The following is a 15711-nucleotide window of genomic DNA, read 5'->3' on the forward strand; positions in this document are numbered from 1 at the left end:
GTTACTGTCGTTTATAATATATTGACCTTGCAAAATCTTTTTGATAAGTTAATGAGGCTGACAGCGGATGTATCACGCAACACAATATAATATAAGGATATTTTATGAAAATTTCATCTGAAATCAAAAAACACATCTAAAATATTATTTTATGCATTTAGTGCATCATTACTAGAGTTTTCATTTATTTCTGCAGCTAATGCATATGATATATCAAGGCAAACTGTTTGCCATGACGGTGTACGTGTAGTCGTAAAAGTTAGGTTTTTCTACTAATACTCCCTTCATTCCAACCCTATAATTACATAAAGTAAAATGCGGATGTTGTAAGTGCAAAAATACTTAATCGAAAAAAAAACATTTATCTCATACAAACTAGTTTCGGTCGTAATCAGTTTTATTATTTTTCTATTCTTCTATTTTTCTTGGCTTGATAAACAATTGCCGAGCCAATATCTAAATAAATATAATGTTGAGTCAAAAATACTTAAGCTCACTGTTAGTGGACTCGGAACAGTCGTACCACGAAATGAAATTATTATATCGGCACCTAATAAAGGGAAAGTTTCGGAATTACATGTAAGGCAAGGACAAGCTGTTAATAAAGGTCAAACCTTAGCAAAAATTAGTAATTATTCACTGGAGCAAGATCTACAAAATGCAATATTTGAACATGAAGATCTCAAATCAAGTCTAGAGCAAAAAAAGAGTGATTTGCTTATTCAAGAAATACAATTAAATTCACAGTTATCTCGTTTGAAGATGTCGGTTCAAAAGTTAAAATTAGAGCTAGATGCCAATAAAACATTAGTTGAAAACGGCATAATATCTAAAATTAAATTTAACCAAACAGAAATGTCGTTTAAGCAATCAAGGCTCGAAGTAACGTCAAAAAAGAAACAGCTTACTCTTTATAAGCGTAACCGAAATTCTCAACTCTTGGCTTATAAAAAAAAAGTAACCTTACAAAAAAAGCGACTTCAGTATATCGAAGAACAAATAAAATCTTTAACGTTATCGGCTAAAAACACCAGTATAATTAAAGAAAGCACACTAAGTTTGGGGCAAAATGTTACACAAGGTGAATTGCTTTTTACCATGTTCGAAAATAATGATCTTATCGTTAAAGTTCAAATTCCTCAGTATTCGTCAAATATAGTATCCGTGGGGCAAGTTGCTCAGATTAAGACCCCAAATGGAACATTAAAAGCTTCCGTTGAACACATAGATAAAATCACGAGAAATGGTGCTATCAATGTTTTTTTAACTTTTGAAGCCAAATTACCAGACTGGATTAAAATCGACCAGTCAATTGAAGCAGTAATAACAACAGATACTGAAGAAAAAAAATTATTTATTGCGAATTTACCGCTTAAGCAATTAAATAAAACACCGCATATTTATACCTTGCATAAAAACAATAAAATAATAAAAACAGCTGATCGATTAATTCAAAATAATGGAATAATTTACATTGAATCAGAAGATATTCGTCAAGGAGATAGTATCTACTTATTACCTGATGAATTATCAGAAAACGATGAATACATAGTCCCTGAGGTAATCTAATGACATCAAGTCTTATGCAAATAAACAACTTAAATTATTGTTTTCCTAAAGCCGCTACAAACACGCTTAAAAATATTACTATGTCCATTAATAAAGGTGAATATCTATCAATAGTAGGTACTTCTGGTAGTGGTAAAAGTACGCTACTTTCTATTTTAGGGCTGATCAATCAACCTTCTTCGGGTGAGTATTTAATTTTAGGTCGAAACACGACAAATTTAACAAATAAATCAATATCACTGATTAAAAATAATGAAATTGGTTTTATCTTTCAAAATTTCAACTTACTCAATCAATTTTCAGTATATGACAATGTCGCATTACCATTAAGTTATAACCCTGCGATCAAAAGAAATGAATATAAAGAAAAAGTTATTTCTGCACTCTCTTTAGTCAATATGAGCAATTTTCAAGATCGCATGCCAGGTCAACTTTCAGGAGGACAGCAACAACGAATAGCTATAGCAAGAGCTCTCGTTAACTCTCCTTCAATAATTTTAGCTGATGAACCAACAGGTAATTTAGACTCAGAAAATAGTCGGCAGGTTTTTGAGTTGATAAAAAAGCTAAATAAAACAGGAATTACTATTTGCCTGATCACCCACGACATAAATTATGCAGAACAAGCCGATACGGTTTTTGAAATGCAAGATGGTGAATTAACAGCTAAAAAAAACACATTGTCTGAGGTATAAATGACGAGTAAGTTAACCTTAGACCTTATCATCACTTGGACTAAACAAACCTCCAAGAACTACCGGTTATTACTAATAGTGATGCTGTTAGCAATTCCTGTCAGTGTATTGCTTAATGTAAAAATGATTAGTAGCTCATACTTAACACCAACTTATACTGGTATTGAGAACTACTCATTAATAAACAACCTTATTGCAAAAGAAGGTGATAAGAGTAGCGCTATAGATAATTACTTAGTTGATCCTATTATCGCCAAATGGCCCTCATTAAAAGTCATCTACGAAGAATCAACAAGCTTAAAGCTTACTGGCCCAGAAAATAGTAATGTTATTAGCGTAAGTTTTTTTTCTGGCGGTTACTCAACCTTAGGTATTAATGCTTTCAAAGGCACGCTGAAAGCTTTGGAATTTCCAACTAATGGCTCAGATTTAGTCGCAGCCATTAGTTATAGTTACTGGCAAAGTAAATATAAAGGCAAAGAGGTGATTAATACTATCTTACCTCTTAATGGAAAAGCAGTTAAAATAGTGGCGATAATGCCAGAAAATTTTACTGCTTTTAATAAGCAATACAAAACCGATGTTGTAATACCTTATTCTCAAAAGTTAACGTTAATCGAAAATACTAGTAATGATATAACGCCTAATACTTTTAGTTACTTGTTAGGAAGTAGCCAACACTTAGCACATTTCTCACTTCATGCTAAAACGTATTTAAGCAATGAGTTATTGATCACTGATGATATAGATATAGTAATGAATAATGCTATTGGTATTAACAATTCAAAGTACCAAAAAATAAGTAAAAGAATTGATATTTTAGTCATAATCTTCAGTATATTATTAGTTTTTTGCTTTGTTTCATTTATTACGTTTTATGTTGGGGAGTATGCATCAAAAAGTAACGAACTTAGTATTAGAGGGCTTTGTGGTGCAAGCAAAAAACAATTGCTCTTTCAACGAGCAGTAGAAAACACCCTCCTAATCATTCTTATTACTATCGTCTGCATTGCAATACTACCCATCGGTAAAATGATTGTTCACTCAATGCTACCGACAGTCAACTTTTCAGATGTTGATGTACCTACTCTATCGTTTTTAAAACTTATTCTTTGTTTAACTTTATTAATCACTTTAATAATGGCGATAACATTCTTTATTCAAGAAACTTTCATTTCCAAAAATATTGGTAGAGGAGAAAATATAACCTTGAGCCAAAAGCTTCAAAGCTACATTTTATTAAGCTTTTTACTTAGTGTTGCCATAGTATCTATTTTCATTAGTTTAGAACTATTATCGGCACAAAAAAAATTAAACGAAAATGACAATGGTTTCATCACAAATAATCGTTACATAGCGAGTTTTGAACTCCCTAAAACTGTTCAAACACAAATTGCCAATAGCGACACAGGAAAACTACTCGTAAACAGGCTTGAAAACATACCGAATGTTCAATCTGCGGCCTTAACTTTAATGGCACCTTTTGCAAATTCATCAAGCTTTTTTCAATGGTATACCGTAGATGACCACCCAGTAGGATCAGGAATAAATAGTCAAACAGTTTCTGATCGAGTTTCACCTAACTACTTCACAGCGATAGGGGCAACATTTGTTAAAGGGAAATCTTTTTCTTGGCAGAGTAGTAATTCTATTGTCGTTAATCACACACTTTGGCAAAGATACTTTAAGGGACTTGATCTCTATAATGCTAAACTCATCATGAAAACGCGAAATAAAAATGGCGTAATCAAAGAGCATCCCTTTCAAATTATTGGTGTTGTTAAAGATATTTATATCGCAGGGCCCGATGTTCAGCCTAATGCAATTGTCTATGCCTTAACTAACTTTTTAGTTGGCGCAGAAGCAATTATCATACATTCAAGTAATGATGAAAAGACGCTAAAGAATGCAGTAACAGCACAATTAAACACCTTAGATGTCTCTTTTAAAAAGCTAGAGTTGACCTCATTAGGGAGCCTCGTTGAAATTGACAATCAGCCTAGAAATGCAATATTGCTAACAACGATAATAGCCACCTTAACGATTACCATATCCTCTATAATTTTCTGTTTAAGTACTGTTAATCAAATTGTTGAAAAAAGTGCTCGTGCATACGCTATAAACAAAATGCTAGGAGCCACCAATTTTAGAGTAATGACTTTTGAAGCTAGATTTCTTATGGCCATTTTCTTGCCAATAGTTTTTCTATCGATTTTTATACAGCTTTACTATGCTTTGCAAGCGAATTTCATTGCTGCAAATATCAATTTAACTACGCTAGTAAGTATTACGATAACTGTTATTGCTTTTATATTGGCCGCTTTGTATATCAATATAAATAATAAATTGCATAATTCTTGGCATTACCTAACTTAAAGGACTATACATAACATGAAATATACACTTGGCTTATTCATGGCATTATTTTTCACAACAAGCGTTACAGCAAATACCATACACATTCCTGTAACCAAAGTCTGGGAATCAAAAGTTGAAGCTGCAATGCCACAAATATATATTTTTAATAATACTGGAAAGTTAATACATTTCAGTAGAAAGTACACACCATCACTAGTCAAAGCCTTTTCCAACAAAACTTCTGTTGATAATGCTGAGTCACTAGCCAATAATTTTTTAAGTTTAATTGAAAAAAAAATTGATTTCAGCCAATACGACTTCACATTTTTTTACATGCACGCAGATCGCAGCATGGGTGAGTGCCCACCATGTGATAAGCAAGAAAAAGTGATTAATACCTTAAAATCAAAATATAAGAAATTTAGAATAAATTATACAACCATCATGATGGATGATGCTTAGTTTAAAACCGATTTTCGCAGTTAACCTTGAGAATATTGCGTCTCTCTTTTATTAGTAAAAGAGAGACGCAATGCAATTTAAATAATTTTTATCAATTTGTTGGTGCTATTTGTCATAGCACTGAATAAAGCAATCATGGAAGTCACCAATCACAAGCTTGGGAATAATTATCACCTCTATCCTAGCGATATTTTCACAATTTACTTCAATAAAGCAACAAGTTTTTCTTAATCATTGACTTAAACTCTGTGGAGACAATCATCACTTTACCTGACAGTGATTGTGAAGGTGAATTGATTTTATTTCGCTTCGTCGTGTTCTTTTAATAAACAACCAAAGCCCTGTAATGGCAAAAGTCCCTGGTAGTAAGGCAAGTAGTAGCCAAAAAACCTTAAGACCGACACCGAAAAAATCTCCGGTATGAAACGTATACTTAAAGTTCCAAATTCGGGTAGCTAAGCTGGCCTTGCTGGCATCATAGGTTTTGATCACCTCAGCCGTATATGGATTTACCGATACCCAACTAAAAGCAAAAAACTCATCGGGCATTTTAACTCTAAGTTTTAGTGCTTCACCGTTAACAGGTAAGTAAATTCGATACAGCTGCCCTTGTTTCATACTCTGTATTCCACGACTCAACGCGAGGTCAAGCTGTAACGGTTTATTTAACTCAGAGGCAATAACAGGGTGTTTATAGTGCACTACGGGTTCAGCAAGCAATGTTTCGATTATCATCTTTGTTTGGCTTTGCCAGTGAAAAGCTATGCCTGAAAAAGCAATAAGCAATAACGGAATAAAGGTAAATACGCCTATTACTGTGTGTAATTGGTAATATCTTACCCTTGGCCTGGCCTTAATGTTTATCTTCAAGCGTTGCAGACGATTCTTTGGTTTAAACCAAAGCCATAATCCCAATACCATTTCGACAATAAATAACAAACTAGCTATTGATACCAATGTTTTAAGAGGTTTTCCTCCTGTGTCATCGCTCAGCAATAACCAGCGGTGCCAAGCCATCACAAAGCCATAAAAGCTGTCTTGCTTAGCATAGCGGTGAAGAACTTCACCGTTAAAAGGATTAACATTAATATACTGGCCACTATCTAATTGAAATTGCCACGCCTTATCTTTTTGCGGTTGCAATTGGACTTTTTTTACTGTCTTTTCGCTACCTTCTTCAACTATAGCCACTAAGCTAGACAAAGGCAGAAAAGCGGCACCAGGTGCAACCTGCCAATGAGCAGGTTGCACCTGGTACTGAACTTCTTTACCAAAAACCAATAGTGCCCCAGAAATACTCAGGTTAACTAAAAAGAAAACCAAAAATATTGCTAGGCATAGATGAATACGCCTTAACCAGCGCTTAAACACTGAATGTCATCCAGACACCATTGGCAAAAGGAACGTCGATTTGCTATTAATTGCTTGAGGCATTAGAAGTTATAAGTCAGCCCTAAGTTCACTGTGCGCCCTTTCCCTTTCACATTCCAGCCAGAAAAGGTATGTGATTGAGCAATGTGTGAGTAATAGTCGCTGTTAAACAAGTTTTCGATACCTGCTGATAACTTTATTGCATCATTAATCGTGTAGCTGCCTGAAGCATTAATCACGTTATATGACGATACTGGTGCTTTTCTGCCGCTGTATTTGCCGTTTGTTGCGACAAAACGGTTACGACTTTGTATGCCGGTATAATTCATTGCAAGGCGCAGATTTTCACTTGCTTGATAATTAATATAAGCGGTGATTTTAGGCGGACTAATTGAGCCACCATCAAGGTAAGTATCATTTTCTTTATTTTTACCCTCTAACCAACTGTAGCTAAGACCTGCATCAAGTACATCTGTAAAAGTAACATCAATGGCAGCTTCGTAACCCCATATTTTTTGCGGTGCTCGCTCTAACCGATAAGTCCCGGTTAAAGGGTCTTCAGCCATGTTACCACCGTAGTTATTAGTTGAGTAAAAGGCAGCAGTTTCAAAGCGAATATTCTCATACACACTACTAAAGCCAATTTCTGAGTTTTTAACGATTGAAGCTTCTGTATCTATTTTATTTAACTCGGTGAATTGAGCATTACGTAATAAACTACCGACGTTAGCGATATCAAAACCTTCGGAGTAACTAATGAAAGGACTAAAAATCTCATGATTACTATAACGTAAGCCAATATTGTAAGTGGTTGCATCATATTCAAGTGTGCCACCTGATACTGACACCGGCACAGTACATGCTTTACCCGTCTTACAAATCATCAAGGTATTAAAATCATTAACACCTATTTCAATTGACTCTCTGCGCACACCCGCTTTAACGACCCAGTTTTCATCAAAAATTACTTTTGTTTGTAGATAACCAGCAATATTATCCATGTCCATTTCAGGCGTCCACATACGACCATCTACTAGCGGCTGGGCAGTTTTATCGTTTAGTACATCAACACCATAAATCAGTGTAGTTTCAACGTTATCAAAATCAAAAACGCTGTTAAAGTTCAACCGTAAACCCGTTTTTTCTGAAGTGATCATCGACTGACCACCGACTAAACCTGCACTTTCATCTTTAAATTTCGTGGAATAAAAAAACACGTTTTCAATTTTCTGCCAGTAGGCATCTGCGGTAAAGTCTGTATTAGTAAAAATTTCCATATCACGATATTGTAATTTTGCGTTATGGCTTCCTCGTGGACCTTGCGGATCACCGGGTACTTCTATGTTGTTTACATTTTTAATCGCATGGCTTTTTATGCCAGCATTCACATTGCTTTCTACCGCAATGTAGTCGGTATTTTGTTGCCCTTCAAAATAGTTATAACTAAATTGAAATGAACGTGAATCATCAACATAATAATTAAATTTGGTAAATAAATTATCTGATTTAAAATCAGATAAACCGTAGGTTAAACCGAGAGCATCACCTTCTGAATCGCGTATTACGCCACTTTCATCACTCACTAAACTTAGCACATAGTCAAACTTTCCTAATGTACCGTCTATTGCTACATCAAGGCGTCGACCGACACTGTCTTCAAACTTTACTGCTGAAAAATTACTGCTAATCCCTACTCGCCCCGATAATGCTTTTTCGCTATTTGCATTTTTGGTGATGTAGTTAACAATGCCGCCAGCTGCACCATTACCATATATTGACGTTGCCCCTTTAATGACCTCAATACGTTCGATAACACTGGGATCTAAAGAACGAATGCCTAACTTACCATTACGTAAAGGGGTTGACTGTGGTACACCATCTATCATTATTAAGGCATTCCGCCCTCGTAGTGTTTGCCCTGAGTTAGTATTAGTGCCAGTATTTGCTGCTGCCATACCGGGCACATGAATCGCTAGCATAGTTTGTAACTCGGCCGATGTCAGCATATCTTGCGCTATGGTTTGGTTGTTAATAATTGAAACCGATGCTGGCACTTCGTCAATGCTTTCTTGCATACGACTGCCGGTGACAATAACGTGTTCAATCTCCTGAGTGTTACTTGATGTGGATGTATCTTGGGCATTAGCTGCCATAGTTGCACAAACAGAAAGAGTGATGAGAGAGTAGCTTTTATAATTCACTAACTAAGTCCTTTATAAATATAATGATTAAATAACACTGTGATTTTTACGCGAATGATAATGATTTTTATTTGTAATGCAATAATTTAATTAATTATATTGAAAATAAATGCTCGGTATCAATTTCTTACCATGTAAAGAGGTGTTTTTTGTCACTACTGCGTTTAGGAAAATATATTTATGTGGAACAAGGCGTTGAATCAGATATCGAAATATAATAATCAAGCTGAAGGGCACGGCATACAAATATTGTGAAAAAAATACTCACTAAAGAGAAAAGCTGCACCCTTATTATTGAACGCAGAGCAACAAGCCTGATCAACAAAACTAACCACTTGAAAAAATTATAAATATCTTAGTTTACTGCTTTGAAAGTTTCTGTATCATTACCGCTCAACTTTATAGGTTCAAGTATCAGTAAAGTATTTTTAGCGAGAAGGACTCTCATGCGATTTATCTACTCATTTTTAATATTGGTTTTATTGGTAACTAGCTCCGTCAACGTTTTTGCTGAAATGTTACCGTCAGTCAAAAAAGCGCTAGATCTACAGCTAGTGAAAAATAGTGAACGGTATGGTGTTGTCGGCCAATCAGTCGTGATACTTAAAAACCATCAACCTTTATATAAAGGACATCACGGTTTTGCTAATGTCGAATTAGATGTCGCCATTAACAATAAGCACCTTTTTCCAAGTTACTCTGTCACTAAGTTATTCACCAGTGTATTGCTCATGCAACAAATTGAAAATGGTAATTTGGTACTAACCGATTCGGTACGTAAATATTTACCTTATCTTCCTGTCAGATGGCAAGCAGTCACTCTAGAGCACTTATTAAGTCATACATCTGGCGTTCCGCGTTATTTTGATACCGCGATGAAAAACAATCATTTTTTAGCTGATAAAAAGTCAGTTTTCTTATCTCTTGTTGATCAACCAGAGCATTTTAAAATTGGCACCAGAAATAGCTACAACAATACAAACTTTTTAATGCTGTCTGCGATTTTAGAAACGGTAACCAACAAAACGTATCAGCAGCTTGTTCAAGACGTTATTGTTAACCCTTTAGCATTAAAAAATACGGGACATGCAAGTGCGAAAGCCATCATTAAAAATATGGTCACAAGCTACCAAGGTAATAATGGTAGCATCAAAAGAAACATTGATATCGATTGGCCACAATACACCTTTGCCCACTCAGCTTTGTACTCAACACCTGAAGACTTAACAACGTTTCTTACCGCCTTAGTAACAGGAAAATTTGTTAGCGAAAAAACCTTGCAGCAGTTATGGCAACCGATGCAACTAACCAATGGCAAAGATGGTCGTTATGCCTTTGGTTTTGAATACTCGCTTGAGGATGGTTACACACATGTTGGGCATGATGGTGGTAATAGAGTTAAATTACGTCACTATTTTAAACCAGACAACTCTGCTGATAATTACACCATCGCATATGTCACCAATGGCAATGCCTTTAGTGTTTGGACTGATGTTTTAGCAGAAAGTGTAATGTCGATTGTTGCACCAGAAAAATTTAAATTGGCAGCACTTAAAGAGCAATTTGTCAGCGCCGTTATTGAAAACAATCTCGGCAGTCTCAACGATGTATTCGATAGCGTATCTACCATATTTAAAGATAATGCCCCATCAATAGAACGTTTCATACTTTATCGTGCTTATGCACTTAAATATGGCAGCGGTGCTAAATCATCAATACCTGCTTTTGAGTTTTTAACCTCTAAATATCCAAACTCAGTTAGTGCACGAGAAAGCTTAGCGGATACTTGGGCTGATATAGGTAATAAAAGTAAAGCAATTGAAAGCTACCGTTTGGTGCTAAAGATGTCTCCCACATCGAAAAGATCTCAGGAACAAATTACATTGCTTGAAGGCAAGTGATGAAAAGCTAAATACCAACCAGCGTGAATAAGTTATTACTTTCACACTGCTGTCTAACTACTTTTAATTATTAGCACCTTTACAATTTCAAGATGAAGTTATGTTGCTGTGCTTGCCATTGAAAAGTATCTAATAATTTTTCATATGAAATAGCATAGTCTTTGTCGTATAAAGCTAACGGCTTATCTAAACGATATTTATAATTTTTGTTAGTAAATTCATAGACAATACCTGATTGACGACTTATTTTAGACAAGTCAATTATACTGATGGTGTGAATACTAGACCAGTCAATACTGCTAGCGTTATTTTCGCTACCCCAAACTATTTTTTGATCAGTAATTGCAAGCTTATATTTTTTCACCTGCGTATGCTGATACCAGTAATATATGGTCACTAACCAAAACAAAGGCAAGATCGCTTTAACTAATTTAATCTTTTCAGGGTCAACATTAGCACTATTATATTCACCAAAAACAATGAGGCTAAACAAGCAGAATAGAGTTAATACAATCGCTCGCCACAACGCTCGGGATGCCGTGGCACTGACGGTGATATCAACAGCAGAATTGTTGCTCATTCTTTGCAATTTATCTCTGTTAGTATTCATCACTGCTCTAAAGTAAACTCAAACTCAATTTCCAAAAACTTATCACCACCCGCTGCTTCAGGATAACGCCATAGGCTTAATGCTTTTTTAGCTGAAAGCTCTAGTGCCCGATCGCTATGCCTATTCATCCCGCTAACATCAATCACCTTACCTGAATATGAAATACGATATTGCAGTTTTACCTTGCCCGATTTACGTGAATAAAGTGCTGATTTTGGATATTCAGGCATCACTTTATGGGTTGGTAGTAAAACTATTACTTCCGGCTTAATTTCGTCTATTTTCACCACTCGTACTGAGTGCTGTTTATATTGCTCACTAACACCATGCACGGCTGGCTCAGAAAAGTAGGTAATAATAGCCATAATGCAAAATGAAGCCGCACCACCGATTATTAGCAGCGCGAGCATATGCCAAAGCGAACGTGACGTGTTTATCGGCTCAGTTGGACTGATTAAGTCAACTATTGGCGCTTCTGCTTGTTGCTTGCTTTTTTGACAAGGTTCAGAAAGTTCTTTATCAAATTTATCTGCACTCATGATGGTGCTCCTAACAAATGACTTAAATTATTATAGGCGTAACGTAAACGGCTTTTAACCATTTTAAAACCGTCGTTGGTTAATTCAGCAATTTCGATCAATGAAAAGCCGACTTGCTGAAAAGTAAGCGTTGCACGTTGTAAAAAGGGTAATTGCCCAAGCGCTATATTGAACCGCGTTAATCTATCCGCTTCTTGCAGTGGCTTTTCCAAATTTAGCGTTAGCATTTTATTTTATCCTAACAGCTGACTAGCGCTATGAGTTTTTATCATCTTTAAGTAAGCAGTTTGTACCACACCTTCAGCTAACTCCTTATTCGACTAGCGCAATAAATAGTGATAAATCGACAAATTAAGTTGCTTAACTAGCAACTTTTCTGGATTAACGTTGGGGCTATGCCAATCTTTGATAATTAACGGTAACTGCAAATTTTCATCCTAAATGCACTGATAGTACGCTGAGTTATGTTGTTCATCCAGAATTCCGATTAATTATACGGTTAAGCCGTTTTGCGCCTTAGCTTTATCAGTTTCTGATTCTGCACGATACTTCCACTTTCTTACCATTAAAACGATGAAAAGTAGGGAATGAGGTTAAATGAATAGAAGTTTTTTAAGATAATTGATGTGTATAAGTACCTTCGCTATTAAGACACTAACTTTTAGCTCGTGTTAATATTGTTTTTCCAGTAAAAATTACTACAAAAAAACCTAAATACTGACCGCTTAAAAATATTATTATTTTCGGCCAAAATGACGTTTCCTCACTAAAAAAGCTCAATGTAAGCCTCGCAGGAACAGTAAAAAACTCATAACCCGGCATTGAGGCAGATACAAAAGTATAGTTATAGCCAAAAGCGATAATTCCGATCACAACACCTAAAAGTGCCCATAACAGTGATGACTTAAATTCAAATGACAACAATACTATTAACGCCTTTTGGTAAATATATGGATGAAACTTTATGTTACTCATTTTCTTTCATCACGAGAAGTCCATTTTTATCGACGATATTACGATTATGTTAATCGTTCACAGATACTCATCGACACACTTTACTTGAATTTGAGTTAACAGTGGTTACACTAGTTGCCCGATTTATTATCTAGAATGATGTAATGAAAAAATTAATTACCCTTTGTACAGTCGCACTAGCTTTTTTAAGCGCAACAACTTTTGCTGAAACGTTAAAAGTTGCTTCATGGAATATCGCTTGGTTAGGTTCGCACGAATACAACAAACGCAGCGATGCTGATTATAAAGAGCTTGCACGCTACGCTACACAGTTAGATGCTGATGTTATTGCCATGCAAGAAGTTGAAAGCGCCGAGTGGGCTAGAAAAATTTTAGGCGATGATTATGAATTCTTTTTCACCACTAAAGATTGGGTACAACGCGTTGGCGTTGCGATAAGAAAAAGCAGCGGTTATAAAGCTAAAGGTATTGAATACGTTGAACTTGACCAAGGTTTGGCTCGTCGTGGCATGGACGTTACCTTAACTAAAGACGGTAAAAGCGTACGCTTATTAGCTGTGCATATGAAATCAGGTTGTTTTGATAAAGCCTTAGACCAAGCCAGCATCGCTAAAATGCCAAGCAGCAATAAAAAAGAAGAATATGCTAAAACGGCCTGTGCTGAGCTAGCGAAACAAGCAGTACCTTTAGAAGCTTGGATTGATGCCCGTGCTAAAGAAGGCGTACCATTTATGTTACTTGGTGATTTTAACCGTCGTTTTGTTCGTGATATTGCTTTAAATCACACTGAAATTCAGGGTTTATGGCAGGCAATTGATGATGAAGGTGCAGAATCACTTTGGACACCTACCATTAAAGCTGAGTCAGGATGTTGGGGCGGATATTACAAAGACTATATCGACCATATTATTTTTGACCCGAAAGCAAAAGCTCGTTATGTGGAAAACTCGTTTGAGCAATTAGTATTCGAGCAAAAATATAGCCGAGAAGTTAGCCAAAACTTAAGTGACCACTGCCCTATTTCGGTAGAGTTAGCGCTGTAGTTTTAACGTTATAATTTAAATAGAAAAGCCCATTATTAAACACTAATAATGGGCTTTTATTTTTGATAAGCCGTAAATTTTAAACTAGTCTCGCCAATAGTTATTAGCGACAGACACAGTTTAAAAATTAGTCGCGATAACTTGTGAAGAGACAATTAGGTTTTCTGAGTTTTCGCTATAATCTGGCCTAAGCTTGCTTCTTACCGCATCTGGCGGTTGGGTATATGCCCCATTCTCGATAATTTAATGGCTAGTTCGTAACCTTCTTGCGCCGTTTCCGTCATTAAACTTGTTAACCATTGCTCTGACATAATTCATTCCTTATTTTTTATTAAATTAGAGCCTGAAAACCTTGTAAAGCAGCCACTTAGCGCACTTTAATTTAATATAAAGTGGAAAGAATGAGTGCTAATTATTCACTGTTAGGGTTAACAAGCTGATGACAAATTTCAATAACCGTTTCCGCTTGTTCTTTTGATAACTTACTCATACAAAAAGCTTGTTCAGTAATTTTTGAACTCTGCTGCGATAACAATTTACCGGCATCAGTTAGTGCGATATTTTTTTGTCGCTCATTACCCGCTAACATTTGACGTTCAATTAACTCTTTTTGCTCTAAACGCTTTAAGAGCGGGGTCATGGTTGCTTTACTGAGCTTGGCATTTTTTGCCAATTCACTTATCGAAATATTATCTTTTTCCCACAACGCCATCAGTACGATGAACTGCGTATACGTTAAGCCTAGTGGCTCTAATAATGGTCGATAAATACTGGTTAGGTGATTCGACGCTGAATACAACGCAAAGCATAGTTGTTCATTTAATTTGGCAACAGACAAAAAACTCTCCTACTTCAAAATAGATATAGATATAGATATAGATAAAAACACTGTCAATTTTGCCTGCATATTATTTAATTAACAACTATTCGTTGACTAATAGTTCGTGTACGTACAATAATATAAAACCTACAACAACTCAAGAGTAACGAAAATGATAAATTCAAAAATGATCACCTTAGCTTTGTTATTAGCAGCAGCACCTTCAGCATTTGCCAATAATACTGGAACCGCAACTGATGGTATTAACACCTTTGAAAAGCTTTTTGGCGTCACAGAGGGTAAGCGTCGAAATCACACCAAAGGTTTTTGTTTTTCTGCGACATTAAGTCCAAAAAACCAAAACATTCAGCAATATAGTAACAGTAATTTATTTACAGAAAACGCTCAGGTCATTGGCAGGTTGTCTCATAAAGGCGGTAAGTATTTAGCGGCAGACAATAAGCCTGGGGAATATGGCATGGGCTTGTCTATCACCACCGCGAGTAATGAAAGCCACCTGATGTCGATGAACACTTTAGACTTTTTCCCTGTTGCGACACCTGAAGCATTCGCTGAATTGATGCGCGCAAAAGTTGCAGGCTCTGCTGCGGTAAAAGCATTTAAGCAAGGTAATAAAGATCTTCAGCGCTTTAAAGCACATCAAGCAACAAAAACCAAAGCACTTAAACCTTATGAAGCAAACACTTTCAACAGTGTTAACAGCTTTTATTTAGTTAATGATAAAGGTGTGAAAACTGCCGTCCGTTGGTCTTTTTTACCACAACGTCAGCAAGAGTTAGTCGTCAAACCAGCGCAAGATTTTTTATTCGACAACTTACAGAAAAACCTAGCAAGCCACTCTGTTACATGGGATATGGTTATCACCTTCGCTAACCCAGAAGATGACGTCGATAATGCCGCTATTGCTTGGCAAGGTCAGCATCAACAATTGGTGGCTGCCGAGCTAACAATTGACGCGATACAATCAGAACAAGATGGAAAATGTGACTTAATAAATTTTGATCCTATGGTGTTATCAACTGGCTTTGCACCATCTGCCGACCCACTTTTGCAAGCTCGACGTAATGCTTACGCCGTTTCATTTGGTAGACGTTTAGCTGAGCAATAATGGTGTTTATTCAAGCAATAGTTTCTTTAACTGATGAT

At 36.0% G+C, this 15711-nt stretch carries 16 protein-coding genes; 7 read left to right on the top strand and 9 right to left on the bottom strand.

The genetic code is table 11. From position 1 onward, the window contains the following. Positions 1 to 330 precede the first annotated feature (330 nt). From B7C41_RS16270 to B7C41_RS16285, 4 genes are read left to right on the top strand one after another with little or no spacing between them, the layout of a single operon-like run. On the top strand, positions 331 to 1569 hold the full coding sequence (locus B7C41_RS16270) for an HlyD family secretion protein (RefSeq protein ID WP_085300015.1): 1239 nt from the start codon (positions 331 to 333) through the stop codon (positions 1567 to 1569). A gap of 14 nt (positions 1570 to 1583) precedes the next feature. Continuing rightward, positions 1584 to 2264, top strand: coding sequence for an ABC transporter ATP-binding protein (locus tag B7C41_RS16275; protein ID WP_235839755.1), 681 nt, complete (start codon positions 1584 to 1586; stop codon positions 2262 to 2264). Then, positions 2265 to 4640, top strand: a complete 2376-nt coding sequence (locus B7C41_RS16280) for an ABC transporter permease (RefSeq protein WP_085300017.1) — start codon at positions 2265 to 2267, stop codon at positions 4638 to 4640. It begins immediately after the preceding gene. 15 nt (positions 4641 to 4655) lie between these two features. Beyond that, positions 4656 to 5084, top strand: a complete 429-nt coding sequence (locus B7C41_RS16285; RefSeq protein ID WP_085300018.1) for a hypothetical protein — start codon at positions 4656 to 4658, stop codon at positions 5082 to 5084. A gap of 261 nt (positions 5085 to 5345) precedes the next feature. On the opposite strand, the gene B7C41_RS16290 is transcribed toward B7C41_RS16285, so the two are convergent. Next, a complete protein-coding gene (locus B7C41_RS16290) occupies positions 5346 to 6455 on the bottom strand; it encodes a PepSY-associated TM helix domain-containing protein (protein ID WP_085300019.1) in 1110 nt (369 codons plus the stop codon). A 62-nt stretch (positions 6456 to 6517) separates the two neighbouring features. Next, on the bottom strand, positions 6518 to 8656 hold the full coding sequence (locus B7C41_RS16295; protein WP_085300020.1) for a TonB-dependent receptor: 2139 nt from the start codon (positions 8654 to 8656) through the stop codon (positions 6518 to 6520). Between the two features lie 446 nt (positions 8657 to 9102). Here B7C41_RS16295 and B7C41_RS16300 point away from each other — a divergent pair, with 446 nt between their 5' ends. Beyond that, entirely contained in the window at positions 9103 to 10557 is a 1455-nt protein-coding gene (locus tag B7C41_RS16300) for a serine hydrolase domain-containing protein (protein WP_085300021.1), read from the top strand. Between the two features lie 79 nt (positions 10558 to 10636). On the opposite strand, the gene B7C41_RS16305 is transcribed toward B7C41_RS16300, so the two are convergent. The 4 genes from B7C41_RS16305 to B7C41_RS16320 form a co-directional block, all read right to left on the bottom strand. After that, a complete protein-coding gene (locus B7C41_RS16305) occupies positions 10637 to 11167 on the bottom strand; it encodes a hypothetical protein (protein WP_085300022.1) in 531 nt (176 codons plus the stop codon). Next, positions 11167 to 11706, bottom strand: coding sequence for a TonB family protein (locus B7C41_RS16310; RefSeq protein WP_085300023.1), 540 nt, complete (start codon positions 11704 to 11706; stop codon positions 11167 to 11169). The genes B7C41_RS16305 and B7C41_RS16310 overlap by 1 nt, the downstream gene beginning before the upstream one ends. Continuing rightward, a complete protein-coding gene (locus B7C41_RS16315) occupies positions 11703 to 11933 on the bottom strand; it encodes a hypothetical protein (protein ID WP_085300024.1) in 231 nt (76 codons plus the stop codon). The genes B7C41_RS16310 and B7C41_RS16315 overlap by 4 nt, the downstream gene beginning before the upstream one ends. A 427-nt stretch (positions 11934 to 12360) precedes the next feature. After that, the gene (locus tag B7C41_RS16320) at positions 12361 to 12630 is read right to left on the bottom strand and encodes a hypothetical protein (RefSeq protein WP_085300025.1); all 270 of its coding nucleotides are present in this window, start codon (positions 12628 to 12630) and stop codon (positions 12361 to 12363) included. Between the two features lie 194 nt (positions 12631 to 12824). Between B7C41_RS16320 and B7C41_RS16325 the strand changes: the two genes are divergently transcribed. Then, complete coding sequence (locus B7C41_RS16325) at positions 12825 to 13724, top strand: endonuclease/exonuclease/phosphatase family protein (RefSeq protein WP_085300026.1); 900 nt, start codon at positions 12825 to 12827, stop codon at positions 13722 to 13724. A 120-nt stretch (positions 13725 to 13844) separates the two neighbouring features. Here the strand turns inward: B7C41_RS16325 and B7C41_RS20695 are convergent, their stop codons facing one another. The 3 genes from B7C41_RS20695 to B7C41_RS16335 all read right to left on the bottom strand — a co-directional run bounded on the left by B7C41_RS20695 (position 13845) and on the right by B7C41_RS16335 (position 14562). Continuing rightward, entirely contained in the window at positions 13845 to 13967 is a 123-nt protein-coding gene (locus tag B7C41_RS20695; RefSeq protein WP_211279551.1) for a hexameric tyrosine-coordinated heme protein, read from the bottom strand. After that, the gene (locus B7C41_RS20625; RefSeq protein ID WP_211279547.1) at positions 13925 to 14035 is read right to left on the bottom strand and encodes a hexameric tyrosine-coordinated heme protein; all 111 of its coding nucleotides are present in this window, start codon (positions 14033 to 14035) and stop codon (positions 13925 to 13927) included. The genes B7C41_RS20695 and B7C41_RS20625 overlap by 43 nt, the downstream gene beginning before the upstream one ends. A gap of 101 nt (positions 14036 to 14136) precedes the next feature. Continuing rightward, a complete protein-coding gene (locus B7C41_RS16335) occupies positions 14137 to 14562 on the bottom strand; it encodes a MarR family winged helix-turn-helix transcriptional regulator (protein WP_085300027.1) in 426 nt (141 codons plus the stop codon). 154 nt (positions 14563 to 14716) lie between these two features. On the opposite strand from B7C41_RS16335, the gene B7C41_RS16340 reads away from it, so the two are divergent. Beyond that, on the top strand, positions 14717 to 15673 hold the full coding sequence (locus B7C41_RS16340; protein ID WP_085300028.1) for a catalase: 957 nt from the start codon (positions 14717 to 14719) through the stop codon (positions 15671 to 15673). Positions 15674 to 15711 lie beyond the last annotated feature (38 nt).

It is taken from the genome of Cognaticolwellia mytili (assembly GCF_002104475.1).
Classification (GTDB): Bacteria; Pseudomonadota; Gammaproteobacteria; order Enterobacterales; family Alteromonadaceae; genus Cognaticolwellia; species Cognaticolwellia mytili.

Coding starts and splice junctions, on each gene's coding strand:
- B7C41_RS16275 (WP_235839755.1), top strand. CDS start 1,584: ATGCAAATAAACAACTTAAATTATTGTTTTCCTAAAGCCGCTACAAAC.
- B7C41_RS16280 (WP_085300017.1), top strand. CDS start 2,265: ATGACGAGTAAGTTAACCTTAGACCTTATCATCACTTGGACTAAACAA.
- B7C41_RS16285 (WP_085300018.1), top strand. CDS start 4,656: ATGAAATATACACTTGGCTTATTCATGGCATTATTTTTCACAACAAGC.
- B7C41_RS16300 (WP_085300021.1), top strand. CDS start 9,103: ATGCGATTTATCTACTCATTTTTAATATTGGTTTTATTGGTAACTAGC.
- B7C41_RS16305 (WP_085300022.1), bottom strand. CDS start 11,167: ATGAATACTAACAGAGATAAATTGCAAAGAATGAGCAACAATTCTGCT.
- B7C41_RS16310 (WP_085300023.1), bottom strand. CDS start 11,706: ATGAGTGCAGATAAATTTGATAAAGAACTTTCTGAACCTTGTCAAAAA.
- B7C41_RS16315 (WP_085300024.1), bottom strand. CDS start 11,933: ATGCTAACGCTAAATTTGGAAAAGCCACTGCAAGAAGCGGATAGATTA.
- B7C41_RS16325 (WP_085300026.1), top strand. CDS start 12,825: ATGAAAAAATTAATTACCCTTTGTACAGTCGCACTAGCTTTTTTAAGC.
- B7C41_RS20625 (WP_211279547.1), bottom strand. CDS start 14,035: ATGTCAGAGCAATGGTTAACAAGTTTAATGACGGAAACGGCGCAAGAA.
- B7C41_RS16340 (WP_085300028.1), top strand. CDS start 14,717: ATGATAAATTCAAAAATGATCACCTTAGCTTTGTTATTAGCAGCAGCA.